The sequence below is a fragment of the Alcaligenes sp. 13f genome (assembly GCF_020496585.1).
Taxonomy (GTDB): domain Bacteria; phylum Pseudomonadota; class Gammaproteobacteria; order Burkholderiales; family Burkholderiaceae_B; genus Alcaligenes; species Alcaligenes phenolicus.
Genome location: NZ_JAHKKC010000003.1, coordinates 1 through 14393, shown reverse-complemented (window position 1 = coordinate 14393; position 14393 = coordinate 1). Strand labels below are relative to the sequence as shown.

The 14393-nt window shown below is 57.0% G+C and carries 15 protein-coding genes; 12 read left to right on the top strand and 3 right to left on the bottom strand.

The genetic code is table 11. The annotated features are described in order from the left end of the window. Positions 1–27: 27 nt before the first annotated feature. The 7 genes from asd to KOE80_RS02775 all read left to right on the top strand — a co-directional run bounded on the left by asd (position 28) and on the right by KOE80_RS02775 (position 7503). The gene (asd, locus tag KOE80_RS02805) at positions 28–1152 is read left to right on the top strand and encodes an aspartate-semialdehyde dehydrogenase (RefSeq protein WP_042481031.1); all 1125 of its coding nucleotides are present in this window, start codon (positions 28–30) and stop codon (positions 1150–1152) included. Positions 1153–1154: 2 nt separating this feature from the next. Then, positions 1155–2561 carry a FimV family protein gene (locus tag KOE80_RS02800; protein ID WP_226348306.1) on the top strand — a complete coding sequence of 469 codons (1407 nt, stop codon included), beginning with the start codon at positions 1155–1157 and terminating at the stop codon, positions 2559–2561. 12 nt (positions 2562–2573) lie between these two features. Continuing rightward, complete coding sequence (gene truA, locus KOE80_RS02795) at positions 2574–3389, top strand: tRNA pseudouridine(38-40) synthase TruA (protein WP_226348305.1); 816 nt, start codon at positions 2574–2576, stop codon at positions 3387–3389. A gap of 183 nt (positions 3390–3572) precedes the next feature. Further along, positions 3573–4190, top strand: a complete 618-nt coding sequence (locus tag KOE80_RS02790; RefSeq protein WP_042481021.1) for a TRAP transporter small permease subunit — start codon at positions 3573–3575, stop codon at positions 4188–4190. A 2-nt stretch (positions 4191–4192) separates the two neighbouring features. Continuing rightward, complete coding sequence (locus KOE80_RS02785; RefSeq protein WP_045929978.1) at positions 4193–5866, top strand: TRAP transporter large permease; 1674 nt, start codon at positions 4193–4195, stop codon at positions 5864–5866. A 61-nt stretch (positions 5867–5927) separates the two neighbouring features. After that, positions 5928–6590 carry a phosphoribosylanthranilate isomerase gene (locus KOE80_RS02780; RefSeq protein WP_226348304.1) on the top strand — a complete coding sequence of 221 codons (663 nt, stop codon included), beginning with the start codon at positions 5928–5930 and terminating at the stop codon, positions 6588–6590. Between the two features lie 97 nt (positions 6591–6687). Further along, positions 6688–7503 carry a TlpA disulfide reductase family protein gene (locus KOE80_RS02775; protein WP_063690467.1) on the top strand — a complete coding sequence of 272 codons (816 nt, stop codon included), beginning with the start codon at positions 6688–6690 and terminating at the stop codon, positions 7501–7503. 86 nt (positions 7504–7589) lie between these two features. On the opposite strand, the gene KOE80_RS02770 is transcribed toward KOE80_RS02775, so the two are convergent. After that, complete coding sequence (locus KOE80_RS02770) at positions 7590–8594, bottom strand: bile acid:sodium symporter family protein (RefSeq protein ID WP_226348303.1); 1005 nt, start codon at positions 8592–8594, stop codon at positions 7590–7592. 85 nt (positions 8595–8679) lie between these two features. Between KOE80_RS02770 and KOE80_RS02765 the strand changes: the two genes are divergently transcribed. Then, positions 8680–9507: an AraC family transcriptional regulator gene (locus KOE80_RS02765; RefSeq protein ID WP_045929975.1), complete on the top strand. Its 828-nt coding sequence runs from the start codon at positions 8680–8682 to the stop codon at positions 9505–9507. Here the strand turns inward: KOE80_RS02765 and KOE80_RS02760 are convergent. Continuing rightward, the gene (locus KOE80_RS02760; RefSeq protein ID WP_222653287.1) at positions 9456–10208 is read right to left on the bottom strand and encodes a glutamine amidotransferase; all 753 of its coding nucleotides are present in this window, start codon (positions 10206–10208) and stop codon (positions 9456–9458) included. The two genes, KOE80_RS02765 and KOE80_RS02760, sit on opposite strands and share 52 nt — an antisense overlap. After that, entirely contained in the window at positions 10205–10591 is a 387-nt protein-coding gene (gene crcB / locus KOE80_RS02755; RefSeq protein WP_045929973.1) for a fluoride efflux transporter CrcB, read from the bottom strand. Before crcB ends, KOE80_RS02760 begins: the two co-directional genes overlap by 4 nt. 199 nt (positions 10592–10790) lie before the next feature. Between crcB and KOE80_RS02750 the strand changes: the two genes are divergently transcribed. From KOE80_RS02750 to KOE80_RS02735, 4 genes are all read left to right on the top strand, one after another. After that, the gene (locus tag KOE80_RS02750; protein WP_042480997.1) at positions 10791–12443 is read left to right on the top strand and encodes an acyl-CoA synthetase; all 1653 of its coding nucleotides are present in this window, start codon (positions 10791–10793) and stop codon (positions 12441–12443) included. A gap of 74 nt (positions 12444–12517) precedes the next feature. Beyond that, a complete protein-coding gene (locus tag KOE80_RS02745; protein ID WP_026483353.1) occupies positions 12518–13003 on the top strand; it encodes a YajQ family cyclic di-GMP-binding protein in 486 nt (161 codons plus the stop codon). Between the two features lie 48 nt (positions 13004–13051). Further along, complete coding sequence (locus KOE80_RS02740) at positions 13052–13570, top strand: GNAT family N-acetyltransferase (RefSeq protein WP_413228915.1); 519 nt, start codon at positions 13052–13054, stop codon at positions 13568–13570. A gap of 137 nt (positions 13571–13707) precedes the next feature. Next, positions 13708–14393, top strand: a 686-nt coding sequence (locus KOE80_RS02735; protein WP_226348302.1) for a transposase, incomplete at its 3' end; no start/stop codon positions are given.

Genomic DNA, 14393 nt, shown 5'->3' with positions numbered 1-14393 from the left:
TTTTTTATATATCCAGGTGGTATTACCATGACTCAAGCGGTAGGTTTGGTCGGCTGGCGTGGGATGGTGGGCTCCGTGCTCATGCAGCGCATGCGCGACGAAGGCGATTTTTCCCTTTTTCAGCCGGTGTTTTTCTCGACTAGCAATGCTGGCGGCGCAGCTCCTTCGTGGGCTGACGGTGCTGGCCCGTTGCAGGACGCCCACGATATTGACGCCTTGAAAAAGTTGCCAATTATTGTGACCGCCCAAGGTGGAGATTACACAAGCCAGATCTACCCCAAGCTGCGTGCCGCTGGCTGGAACGGTTTGTGGATTGACGCGGCCAGCACGCTGCGCATGGATGAAAACTCCGTGATCGTGCTGGACCCGATCAACCGTCCTGTTATTGATGCTGCACTGGCCAAAGGTGGCAAGCAGTTCATTGGTGGCAACTGTACGGTTAGCTGCATGCTGATGGGTCTGGGTGGTCTGTTCAACCAGAACCTGGTTGAGTGGATGACCAGCATGACGTACCAGGCCGCTTCCGGCGGTGGCGCACAACACATGCGTGAACTGCTGACTCAGTTCGGTCTGATCAACCAGTCTGTCTCCAGCCTGCTGGACGATCCTGCGTCGGCCATTCTGGATATCGACCGCGGTGTCTTGCAGACACAGCGCGATCCCAACCTGCCTCAGAAAAACTTCGGCGTACCACTGGGCGGCAGCCTGATCCCCTGGATCGACTCCGATCTGGGCAATGGCATGACGCGCGAAGAGTGGAAAGCAGGCGTGGAAACCAACAAGATCCTGGGCCGTGGCGCGCAGGACAAGCACATTCCTATCGACGGTTTGTGCGTGCGTATTGGTGCCATGCGCTGCCACAGCCAGGCCTTGACCATCAAGCTGACTCGCGATGTTCCGCTGGACGAGATCACCGACATCCTGGCTGAAGGTTCCAAATGGGCCAAGGTTGTGCCCAACGAGCGTCAGGCCACGGTAGAAGCGCTGACTCCGGTTGCCGTTACCGGCACGCTGGACATCCCAGTGGGACGTCTGCGCAAGCTGAACATGGGTCCCGAGTACCTGAGCGCCTTCACGGTTGGCGACCAGTTGCTGTGGGGCGCTGCCGAACCGCTGCGCCGCATGCTGCGCATCGCTTTGGGCGAGCTCTAATCATGGTTGGCCGTCTGCATCCTGTACGTACGCTGGGTTCGGCCCTGCTAGTGGCCGGGATGCTGGCGGCTGCGCCGGTTTCCGCTTTGGAAATCGGCCATAGTCGTCTGGTGTCGGCTCCTAATCAGGTTTTCAAGCTGGATGTGGGCATACGACAGATCAGCCCTGAAGAAAGCCTGTCCCTGAAGGTGGCACCTGCTCCCTTGTCGGCCTGGCAACAGGCTGGCTTGACCCCTCCGGTGGATCTGGACTCCTTGAAGGCCGTAATCGACCGGGATGGGCAGGGGCAAGTACGACGCATTCGGCTATCCTCCGAGCAGATGTTCTCGGGCTCGGTGGCCGATGTGCTCTTGCAGATTCAAAGTGATAGCGGGCAGTTCCTGCATCAGGTCAGTGTGCTGGCTCCGGCTCCCGTGGCCGTTAAAGCAGTGACGCAGCCACAAGCAGGCCGTCAGGCGCCCGTGTCGGTGCAGGTTTCCCCTTCGAGCACAGCCTCCAAGGTGCAGGCCCAAAGCGCAGTACGCGTGAAATCGGGTGATACCTTGCATGCCTTGGCACGTCGTCATGCGGTGGACGGTGTCAGTTCCTATCAGTGGATGATGGCGGTCCAGAAGCAGAATCCGAATGCCTTCATCGACCAGAATATGCATCGCCTGAAGGCAGGCCAAACCCTACAGATTCCTGATGCGGCGGCCATGTTGTCCGTAGACGATGCCCAGGCACGCCGCTTCTACGTGGATCAGGCTCAGGCCTTGCGTTCAGCTACGCAAACCGGGCAGGAGCAGGCGGATGCGTCCCAAGGTGTGGCACAAACAGGTTCCAGCGAGCCAGGCGCTCAGGCGCAAGGCCGGGATCGTTTGCTTTTGTCGGCAGGGGCAGAAGCCCGTGACGCCAAACAGCAATTGCAGCACGAGCTGCGCGAAACTGGCGACCGTGTCTCGCAATTGGAAGAGAACGTCTCTACCCTGGGCCGTGCCTTGCAGTCCCAGGGCGAGGCCGCTAAGGATCTCGTCCTGGATTCAGCTCAAGAGCTGGGGCTGAGCGACTCTGGCAGCGATGCTGCCAATGGTAATACTCATTCTGGCGCTTCAGGCGCCGCTTCTTCTGCCGCCGTGGCAGGAGCGATTTCCGTGCCATCCGAGCCCGAGCAGGGCAAGATGGCCGGTGCAGTTAACAAGGCAAAAAAGACCGTGTCCTGGATTCAAGAACATATGTTGGCCGTGATGGCCGTGGTGCTGGCATTGATTGTGGTCCTGGTGACCTGGGTCTTACGCCGTGCCAATACCGAAAATCGCCATGGCGATGATTCTCCTGCACCTGTCAGCGAAGCGATGGTTCGGGAAAAGCTGGAAAAAATCAATCTGGACCTGGATCAGCCGCCTTCGGACGAGCCTCCCGTTCGTCAGTAAGGCAAACCCACCATGAGACGTATTGCATTGGGTGTCTGCTATGAAGGGACGCCCTGGCTGGGTTGGCAAAGTCAGGCCGGTGGCAACACCGTTCAAGATGTTCTGGAGCAGGCACTGGGCCGTTTTACGGCCCAGCCTGTTTCTACGATCTGCGCCGGTCGCACCGACACCGGCGTTCATGCCCTCAATCAAGTAGTTCATCTGGATACGGCTGCCGAGCGCAGCCTGGAGTCGTGGGTGCGCGGCTTGAACGCCTTGCTGCCGGATTCCGTTGCTGTGCAATGGGCACGTGAAGTGCCGGATGATTTTCATGCCCGCTTCTCGGCCCAAGGTCGTCACTACGTGTATCTGCTGCGTCAGCACCGGGTGCGTTCCCCCTTGCTGCATGGTCGTGTTGCCTGGGTGTATCGCCCCTTGGACCTGGCCCTGATGCAAGAGGCCGCCCAGCATCTGGTGGGCGAGCACGACTTCAGTGCATTTCGTTCCTCGCAATGTCAGGCGGCCAGTCCGGTGCGCACCATGTCGCAGATCCGGATTGAACAGCAGGGCGATTTTTTCCTGTTTCGTTTCAGTGCCAATGCCTTTTTGCATCACATGATTCGCAATCTGATGGGCATGCTGATTTATATCGGCCAAGGCCGTCAGCCGCCTGATTGGGTGCTGCATTTATTGGCACAGCGCGATCGCCGCTTGTCGGCCCCGACTTTCGATGCCAGTGGCCTGTATCTGGCCGGGGTGGATTACCCCGAGCAGTTTGATATTCCCGCCAGCAATCCCTACGATTTGCTCTATGAGCTAAGCGGATTGCGTTTTGGTGAAACGGCCTGAAAAAACATGATTTAGCTCGTTTCTAAAGGGTTTATCCCCGGTATCCGAACCGGCTTCACATGCTTCAATCGTATAAAATGTGAAGCCATTTTCTTCTCTTACATTCTTATCTGTATAAGGCCGACCACCTTCGGGCATTAGCCACAAGCGAATCCAGAAGGCGACCATATCCTGAGCAAGGCCATGAAATTCTTCTTACGATTGTCTAGTTTGATCGACCGTCTGAATACGGTCGTTGGTAAGTCCGTGACCTGGCTAACCCTGATCGTGGTGTTGGTCAGTGCTATTAACGCCGTAGTTCGCAAGGTATATGGCATCAGTTCCAATCAGTGGCTGGAATTGCAGTGGTATTTGTTCGGTGCAATTTTCTTGCTGGCGGCTGGTTATACCTTCTTTGTGAATGAGCATGTACGGGTGGATGCCCTGGCGGAACGTTTTCCGCCGCGCGTTCAGATCTGGATCGATATTATCGGCGTGATCTTTTTCCTCCTGCCCGCTACCTTGCTGATTTTCTGGCTCTCCATTCCGTTTTTCGAGCAGTCCTACGTGCTTAACGAGCAGTCCTCCAATACCGGAGGGTTGGTACGTTGGCCGGTCAAGCTACTGATCCCCGTCGGTTTTGCCCTATTGGCATTGGCAGGTGTGTCTCACCTGATCAAATGCATAGGCTTTTTGCTGGGTGCCTGTCCCAATCCCTTATTAAGAAATGGTGGGCTGAGTGCAGAAGAAGAACTTGCCCAGGAGATTCGTGAGATGGCCCAGGCAAATGAAGTGACAACCTCTGTTTCCAAGGGCCAGTAACAATGGAATTCCTGATTGATAATCTGGCTCCGATCATGTTCTTTAACCTGATCGTGTTTTTGCTATTGGGTTTTCCCGTTACCTTCACCTTGTCGGCAATCGGGATTTTGTACGGTCTGGTCGCCATTGAACTGGACATGATGCAGCCGGCCTTGTTTCAGGCCTTGCCACAACGGGTATTTGGGATTGTCGAGAACGATACCTTGCTGGCGGTTCCCTTCTTTACCTTGATGGGGCTGATATTAGAGCGATCCGGCATGGCCGAGGACCTGCTCGATACCATTGGCCAGCTATTTGGTCCTTTGCGTGGTGGTCTGGCCATTGCCGTGGTGCTGGTCGGTGCCATGCTGGCTGCCACAACGGGTGTGGTGTCGGCCTCGGTCATCTCCATGGGCCTGATCTCCTTGCCCATCATGTTGCGCTACGGCTATGACCGCAAGCTGGCAACCGGGGTGATTGCCGCCTCAGGCACCTTGTCGCAAATCATCCCGCCCTCCATCGTGCTGATCATTCTGGCTGACCAGCTGGGCCGCTCCATCGGCGACATGTACCGTGGCGCCATGCTGCCCGGTCTGTTGCTGGTGGTGGTCTACATTCTGTACATCGTGGTGATGTCCTACATCAAGCCCAAGTCGGCTCCCGCCTTGCCACCTGAGGCCCGCGTGTATGTAGAGCCCAACGGCAGCCGTGGTTTGACCTCGCTGATCGTCCTGACCATTGTGGCCTCGGCCGTGGCGTACTTTGGCTCGCAACATTACTTTGCCACGCATCCCAATATCCCCATGGACGAGCACATTGTGGTGCTGCTGCTGTTGTGGGGCGTAACGGCCTGGGTGATTGCGCTGATCAACAAGTTGCTCAAGCTGAACATGCTGTCCAAGATCGCCGAGCGCGTGGTCTTTGTGATGGTGCCACCGCTGTTCCTCATCTTCCTGGTGTTGGGCACCATCTTTATTGGTGTCGCGACTCCAACCGAAGGTGGGGCGATGGGGGCTGTGGGTGCCATCATCATGGCAGTATCGCGTGGCCGCCTGTCCTGGAAGCTATTGCGCCAGGCCATGGAATCCACCACTCGCCTGTCCTGCTTTGTGGTCTTCATTCTGGTGGGCTCGACCGTCTTTAGTCTGAGCTTCCGTGGCATCAATGGCGATCTGTGGGTGGAGCACCTGTTGATCGACATGCCCGGTGGCGAGTGGGGTTTCCTGATCATCGTCAGTATCCTGACCTTCCTGCTGGCGTTCTTCCTGGATTTCTTCGAGCTGGCCTTTATTATTGTGCCGCTGCTCGGGCCGATTGCCGACAAGATGGGCATTGACCTGATCTGGTTCGGTGTCTTGCTGGCGGTCAATATGCAGACCTCCTTCATGCACCCGCCCTTTGGTTTTGCCTTGTTCTTCCTGCGTTCGGTGGCCCCTAAAGAGGACTACACCGACAAGGTGACGGGCGAGCGTATCAAGCGTGTGGCCACAACGGATATTTACTGGGGCTCGGTACCGTTTATTATCATTCAGTTGTTGATGGTGGCAACGGTGCTGGTCTTCCCCGGACTGGTCACGCACTATAAACACGGCGAGGTTCTGCTGGAGGATTCGCAAATCCAGTTTGGCACGGAATCGACTTACGGTTCGGACAGCTATGGATTTGGAACGGATGACGCGGCCAGCAGTTTCCAATAAAGTCGTTTCATGATTGACCACGGGGGCATCTGGCCCCCGTTTTTTTATTCAAGGATGTGTGATGTTCAGCCGTACCCGAGTCAAGATTTGTGGCTTTACCCGAGCGCAGGATATTGATGCCGCCGTGCAGCTGGGCGCGGACGCGGTGGGGTTTGTCTTTTATCCGAAAAGCGCCCGCATGTTGAGTACAGAGCAGGCCGCCGCCCTGCGTGCCCGTGTCCCGGCGTTTGTGCAGGCAGTCAGCCTGTTTGTGAATGCGTCCGAGAGCTTTGTACGGGAAATTCTGGAACAGGTGCAGCCGGATCTGCTGCAATTTCATGGTGAGGAAAGCCCGGAAGAATGCCGTCGCTATGCACATCCGTATATCAAGGCTTTTCGAGTCGGTGCGCCTGGTCTGGAGACGGTGGATGGCCTGCTGGAACAATGCTTGAAGTATCAGGATGCTCGTGCCTGGTTGATGGATGGTTATCACGATGCGTATGGCGGTACCGGTACGGCTTTTGATCCGGAGCTGATTCAAGGTCTGCAAGCGCGTCTGGAGGGCCAGGACGGACTGCCACCGCTGGTGCTGGCTGGTGGCATGCGTATCGACAATGTGGCTGAACGAGTCGCCTTGCATCGTCCCTATGCCATTGACGTCAGCAGTGGAGTCGAGCTGGAACCCGGCATCAAATGCAAAACGAAAATGGGCCAATTCATGCAGATTTTGAGTAGCGCCTCCTGATTGAGGGAATCTTTTAGCAGCGACGCTGTCTGTACTTATTGCCCCGACCCGCTTATGGCGGGTCGATTTTTATTTGGTCTTGTCAGGATTTATGTTTATGCAAAGCATACAGCTCGGTCCCTTTACCTTTGCCACGTCTCTATTTGCTTTTATGGTTGCGGCATTGCTGGGGCTGTTTCTGGCCGCCTGGCTGGATAGACGCAAGCAGACCCGAGCCGAATCGGTGCTGTGGCGTGCGATTATTCTGGGTGTGCTGGTCGGTCGTTTGGGTTTTCTGATCCAGCAATGGCAGTTTTATCAAAGCGAACCCTTGAGCTGGCTGGATTTGCGCGATGGCGGCCTCATGATCCCGGCGGCAGTCACCGCAGGCTGGTTCTATGTGCTGTGGCGTGTGCTGCGTGACAAGGCCGTTTTGCCTGCTGTGTCGGGTGGATTGGCTGTTGGTGTGGCGGCATTCTCGCTAATCATGGTCGCGACAGGACGAGGGGGAGTGGAAACCGCCATGCCATTGCCCGAGATAGACTTGATCCCCATGCAGCTTGATGTCAGTGCTCCGGAAAATCTGGATTTGTATAAAGGCAAGGTCACGGTTGTGAACCTGTGGGCCAGTTGGTGCCCCCCATGCCGCCGCGAAATGCCTGCCTTCAAGCAAGTGCAATCCACCCGTTCCGATGTGAATATCGTGTTTGCGAACCAGGGCGAGGAACTGGCCGAGATCCAGAAGTACCTGATGGACGAGAATCTGGAGCTGGATAATATGTGGCGCGACCCGCAAATGCAGCTGGGCCAGGCTGTGCGCAGCCGTGGCTTGCCTACAACCTTGTTTTTGGATGAGCAGGGACGTTTGGTGGATGTGCGGGCAGGAGAGCTGTCTGCTGCAACCTTGAATGACAAGATCAACAAGCTTCAGTAAAAGTCGGCATTCTTCCGCATGAAAAATAATGGCCCGAACTTCGTGTTGAAGTCGGGCCATTTGTTCAGCGATTCAGCAAAGCGTGATCAGGCACTTTGCAGTTGTGCTTTTTCTTCTGGTGTTTCAGGACGTTGCGCATATCTATTCGCAATGAATGCGCAAGCCATCAACTGGATCTGGTGGAAGATCATAATGGGCAGCAGTGCCGGGCCAATGGCAGCGCCGGTAAACAGCACTTGGGCCATGGGCACGCCAGTTGCCAGACTTTTCTTGGAGCCCCCGAAGACAATCGTAATTTCGTCTTCTTTATTGAAGCCCAGTTTGCGCGCCAGCCAGGTGGTCAGGAACAGAATGATGGCCAGCAGCACCAGGCAAACCACAGCCAGAATAGCCAGGGACTTGGGTGGCACGGCTTGCCACAGGCCACCAATCACCGAAGCACTGAACGCGGTGTAGACCACCAGCAGGATGGAGGACTGGTCCACGCTGCGTAGCCATTTGCGGTTGCGGTCCATCCATTTGCCAATCAGGGGGCGCATCAGGTGGCCGACTACAAAGGGCAGCAACAATTGCAGACTGATCTTCTTGATGGCATCCAGGGTCGAAGTAGCTGAGCCGCCGTCAGCGTCCAGCAAGAGCTTGAGCAGTACGGGCGTGAGCACAATACCAATCAGGCTGGAGGCTGAGGCACTGCAAATGGCAGCAGGCACATTACCGCGAGCAATCGAGGTAAAGGCGATGGCCGACTGCACGGTGCCGGGCAGGGCGCACATGTACAGAATGCCTACAAACAAGGGCATGCCCAGCAAGGGCAGCAAGATGGGCTTGGACAACAGGCCCAGCAGGGGGAACATGACAAAGGTGCAGCCAAAGACCAGCAAGTGCAAACGCCAGTGGGTGGCTCCGGCAATGATGGCTTCGCGGGATAGCTTGGCCCCGTGCATGAAGAACAGCAGGGCAATAGCCAGGCCAGTGATCACGTCAAAGAACACCGCACCTTGGCCGTAGGTGGGAAAGAAACTTGCCAGTGCCACCACGCCGATCAGGATCAGGGTGAAGTTGTCAAAAAGCAGTCGCAGTTGAGAGAACATGGGTTTGTTAGAGGCTTGAAAGGCTTGCGTTATGAAAGGCCTCACTTTACCGTAGACCTTTTTGGGGGTTTATCGCTAAACGGATATGGATTATCGACAAACGGACATTCTGATGCCTGCAGAGCGAATTCCAGAGAGTTTGCAGCAACTGCGTTACCTGCCCCGGCCCTTATATGGCCAGGAACGCACCTTGCCCAATCAGGCCATTGCTCGCCCACACCGGCATCCCTGGGTGCAGTTTTCCTATGCTTTGACAGGGGTGATCGAGGTGCGTACTGCCAGCGGGCGCTTCATGGCGCCGCCTCAACAGGCGGTATGGGTGCCTGCGGGCGTAGAGCATGGGGTGCGCAGTTCGCCCGATGCGCAGATTCGCAGTCTCTATATTGATGTCAGTGCTCTGCCCGAAGCACCTGCTGCGTGTCGCGTGGTCGTTGTAGACCGTTTATTGCGCGAGCTGATCCGCGAGTTCAGCCTTTTGCCGGTGTTGTACGAGCGCGAGGGGGCGCAGGGCCGTCTGGTGCAGGTTTTGCTGGATCGTTTGCTGGCTGCGCCTGAAAGCGGCCTGATTCTGCCATGGCCCTCGGACCCACGCCTTTTGCAGGTATGCGAGCAATTGCAGGCGCAGCCAGCAGGCGATTGGAGCTTGCAGGATTTGGCGGAGCAACAGGGCTTGTCAGAAAAAACCTTGAGCCGCTTGTTCCGTCAGCAAACCGGGCTGACATTTCGGGTCTGGCGTCAGCGCTTGCGCGTCATGAGTGCCTTGCCGCTGCTGGAGCGACACGAACGGGTGACTGATGTGGCCTTGGCGTGCGGCTATGAAAGCATGTCGGCCTTTGTAGCAGCCTTTCGGGACTTGATGGGTCAAACGCCTGGCGAGTTTTTCCGCCGCCCATTGGGACCGCTGGACGAGTAAGTCTGCACAAAATTGCACAGCAGGCGATGAGCGTCGGGCGTGTCCTGAATGGGGTCAGCCAGGCTTTGCGGATCAATGCCCTGGGCACGCCAGGATTCGGCCTTGCGCAGAACGCAGTATCGCAACAGGCCGGCAAAAAACTCAGGGTGAAACTGAATTGACCACTGAGCGGGGCCGTAACGCAGGATTTGATGCGGGTCGTGTGCAGAACTGCCCAGTATTTCTACATGCTCGGGCAAGCTCAGCACGCTTTGCTGGTGGGTGAGCAGGGCAGGGAACTGCATGGGCAGATTGGCCAGCAGTTCATGTTCGTGCGCCTGTTCGGACAAGTGAATGGGCAGATAGCCAACCTCGGCCCCTTTGGGGTGGTAATCCACGCGCCCACCCAAGGCGTGCGCCATTAATTGATGGCCATAGCAAATACCCAGCAAGGGCATGTGTGTCTGATAGCGTTCCCGAATCCAGGCGGCCAGGTTCTCGCTCCAGTCCAGCCTGTCGGTGACCATGTTCCAGGAGCCGCTGATCACCACCGGGTCCGGGCAGTCCGGCGCAGGCAGGGCCTCGTCCTGGTGAACTCGCCAGGTGTGGACATTCACATCCAGAGCTTGAAGGGCGCGTTTGAACCAGGCGTTCTGATTGCCAAAGCGCTGCTCAACATCAGGAGGAGGGGAGCCGGCTTGAAGAAAATGTACGTCCATCATGCTTGTCCCCGCAGCAAACCCCAGGTGGCCATGCCCAGACCCAGCATCAGCAAGGAGCCGACCACGTGGATGGCGATGCCGCCCAAGGCCCAGATATAACGCTGTTGCATCATCAAGGTCATGATCTCGGCAGAGAAGGTAGAGAAGGTGGTCAGGCCGCCCAGAAACCCTGTCATGACGAACATGCGCCAGCCTTCGTGGCCCAGTCCCAGTCCGCTGAAATAGGCCATCGCGATGCCCATCAGATAGCCGCCAATCAAGTTAGCCAGCAAAGTACCGGGGGGCAGCGTAGGGAACAGGACATTTAGGGCCTGACTCAGGAACCAACGCGCCAGTGCGCCCAGGGCGCCACCGGCGGCGATATACAGCATGGCTACGGGCATGAAGGGCCTTCAGGTAGGGGGCAAACTGTCAGCGAGCAGTCAGCCGGTCGCGATATATACCTTAGATAGCGTGTCATTATGCGCCTCTATAGCTGAAAAGGCGACCTTGCCCAAAGCTCTGTAGCCAGCTAATGTAAGAGCGCAATTATCAGACGGACCGCCGTGCATTTCGGTTAGCCCGCCCTTTTTTGGAGACTTTGTGGTGAGTATTTACGATCAGGATTTGCCCCAGACAGACGCCAATTATCGTGTTTTGTCGCCGCTGGATTTCATCGAGCGCAGTGCTTTTGTCTACCCTGACTACCCGGCTCTGGTTTATGGGCCCGCCCAAAACGGCATCAAGATGAGCTGGTCTCAGCTGTATGCCCGCACTCGTCAGCTAGGCAGTGCGCTGTCCAAGGCAGGGGTTGGTAAAGGCGACACCGTGGCGGTGATGTTGCCCAATACTCCGCCCATGGTTCAGGCACACTTTGGCGTGCCCATGTGTGGCGCCGTACTGAATACCTTGAATACCCGTCTGGATGCCAGCACCATCGCTTATATGCTCGATCACGGCGAAGCACGTGCGGTGCTGGTGGACAGCGAGTTTGCCGCCGTCATGAAAGAAGCCCTGAGCCTGCGCGAAAGCAAAGAGCCCATTCTGGTTATTGACGTCGTGGACACTTATTTTGACACTGGCGCAGAGCGTATCGGCTCGCAAACCTACGAAGAGTTCGTGGACGGAGGCGATCCGGATTACGACTGGCAATTGCCCGCTAACGAGTGGGACGCGATTGCCCTGAACTACACCAGCGGTACTACCGGCAAGCCCAAAGGCGTGGTCTATCATCACCGTGGCGCGTATCTGGGGGCCTTGTCCAACGTCTTGGAATGGGACATGCCCAAGCATGCGGTCTATCTGTGGACCTTGCCCATGTTCCATTGCAATGGTTGGACTTTCCCCTGGGTGATCGCGGCTCGTGCTGGCGTGAACGTCTGTTTGCGCAAGGTGGAGGCTCAGGCCATGGTCGACAATATGGTCGATTACGGCGTCACCCACTACTGTGGTGCGCCAATTGTGCACTCCCTGCTGGTTAACTCCGACGAAGCGCTGAAGTCCCGCCTGCCCAAGGGCGTGTCGGCCATGGTGGCAGGCGCTGCACCTCCGGCCACCATGATTGAAGGGATGGAGCGCATGGGCTTTGCGCTGACCCACGTTTACGGCCTGACCGAAACTTATGGCCCCGCCTCGGTCTGTGCGCAGCATGCCCCCTGGAGCGAGCTGGATATCCAGGAACGTGCGCAGCGCAATGCCCGTCAGGGGGTGCGTTATCACCTGCAAGGGGGCGTACAGGTTCTGGACCCGCAAACCATGGAACCCGTCCCTGCCGATGGCCAGACCATGGGCGAGATCATGTTCCGCGGCAATATCACCATGAAGGGGTATTTGAAGAACGCGCAGGCTACCCAGGAGTCCCTGGGCGGCGGTTGGTTCCACACAGGCGACCTGGCCGTGTGCGAGCCGGACGGCTACGTACGCATCAAGGATCGCAGCAAGGACATCATCATTTCCGGGGGCGAAAACATTTCCTCCATCGAGATTGAAGACGTCATGTATCGCCATCCTGCCGTGCAGGCGGCGGCTGTTGTGGCCCAGCCTGACGAGCGTTGGGGCGAAGCACCGCACGTGTACGTGGAGCTGCGTCCCGGCGCGGAAGTCACCGTGGAAGAACTGCGCGCGCATTGCCGCCAGTACCTGGCTGGCTTTAAAATACCGCGACATTTCAGTTTTATGGAGTTGCCGAAAACGGCAACAGGTAAAATACAGAAATTCGCGCTGCGTCAGCAGGCCAAGCAAGCCGCTTCGGACTAAGAGCAGCGTTTTCTAAAAAGCACACAGGTCGCTTTAGGCGGCCTGTCTGCACTTAAGGAACAGGACGGTTAGGAATGCCATCTTTTGACGTTGTATCCGAGGTCAACACCCACGAACTGCGTAACGCAGTCGAGCAAGCCAGCCGCGAGCTGGCCACCCGTTTTGACTTCAAAGGTACGGATGCCAAATTTGAACTCGAAGACGAGAACACCATTTTGCAATCGGCTCCCAGCGTGTTTCAGCTGGAGCAAATGATGCAGATTCTGCGTGGCCGTATTGCTGCCCGTGGTATTGATGTGCGCTGCCTGGATACTGAAAAAGTGCTGGAGAACGTGGCCGGTGCCCGTCAGAAAGTGAAGGTGCGCCAGGGTCTGGACCAGCCTACGTCCAAGAAGCTGATTGCCGCCATCAAGAACGCCAAGCTCAAGGTCGAGACGCAAATTCAAGGTGAGAAATTGCGTGTGACCGGCAAGAAACGGGACGACTTGCAGGCTGCCATCGCTCTGCTGAAGCAGACCGACGTGGAATTGCCGCTGCAGTACGATAACTTCCGCGACTAATCCGAGTGAAACGGCACGGTGGTGGCCTGCCGCTGCCGTGTAGCAGCTATGAATGTACGAATTGAATTAATGCAGGTGCACGATCTGAGCCAGGTGCTGGAAGTCCAGGCGGATGTGTACGACGCGGATATTCTGGAAGACCGCAGTTTTTATCAGAACCGTCTGGATCTGGCGCCGGAGAGCTGTTGGGTGGCCCGCGATGCCGACGATCAATTGCAAGGGTATTTGGTGTCCTATCCCTGGGCGGGCCTGTTGCCGCCGTCCTTGGGCGATGCGCTGAACAGCCTGCCTTCGCCTGCAGACCAATGGTTTATTCACGACTGTGCCGTAATGCGCCGTGCGCAAGGCCGTGGGGTGGCCGGAGCTTTGTTGCAAGCCGGTCGCCGCTATGCCTGGCAGCGTGGCTTGCGTCGTTGCAGTCTGGTGTCTTTGGGACCTGCCGTGGGCTATTGGCAGCGTCTGGGCTACAAGCCGATTGAAGGGGTGCCTGCACCCGTGCTGGAAGCAAAGCTGCGTCAGTATGGGGAGCAAGCCAGTTTTATGGATTGCGCTGTGCATCCCGATTGAACTGTTCTGAGGGGACGTTCAGTATCTAGCGACTGCGTATCCTGTTCGAGTTGCCAAAAAAAGGCCGGGAAATATTCCCGGCCTCAGACTGCTGACAAACCCTCCCATAAAACAGCAGGCTTGTTCATAATACGTTCATGCTTAAGACCCCGACTGCTTATCAACATGAATGGGAAATGGTCACGCTGGACTCCTTGGTTCCGGGCGACCATTTGGTGCGCAAGATCGCTGCGGCGATCGACCTGGAGTTCATCCGCGATCGGGTGGCCCATCTGTACTGTGCCAATAATGGTCGTCCGGCCATAGACCCGGTGATGTTGTTCAAGTTGTTGTTGCTGGGGTATTTATTCGGCATTCGCAGCGAGCGTCAGTTGATCCGTGAGGTGCAGGTTAATGTGGCCTATCGGTGGTTTCTGGACTTACGTCTGACCGACAAGGTACCGGATGCCTCAACGCTGAGCCAGAACCGTCGTCGCCGGTTTGCCGACAGTGGCATTTATCAAGAGATCTTCGATCAGATCGTGCTGCAGGCGATGGGCCGGGGCATGGTCGAAGGCCGGGTGTTGTACACGGACAGCACACATTTGAAGGCCAACGCCAACAAGAACAAGCATGACGTGGTCAAGGTAGCTCAGACGCCGGTGGCGTATCTGGCCGAGCTGGAGGCGGCCATCGATGCGGATCGGCACGCCTCGGGCAAGAAGCCGTTGAAGGCGCGCGCAGACGATGAGGATGGCGATGGGGGCCAGCCGGGTTCGGGCAAGCCCAAGGAGATCAAGGTCAGCCGGACCGATCCGGACAGCGGGTTCATGGTGCGAGACGA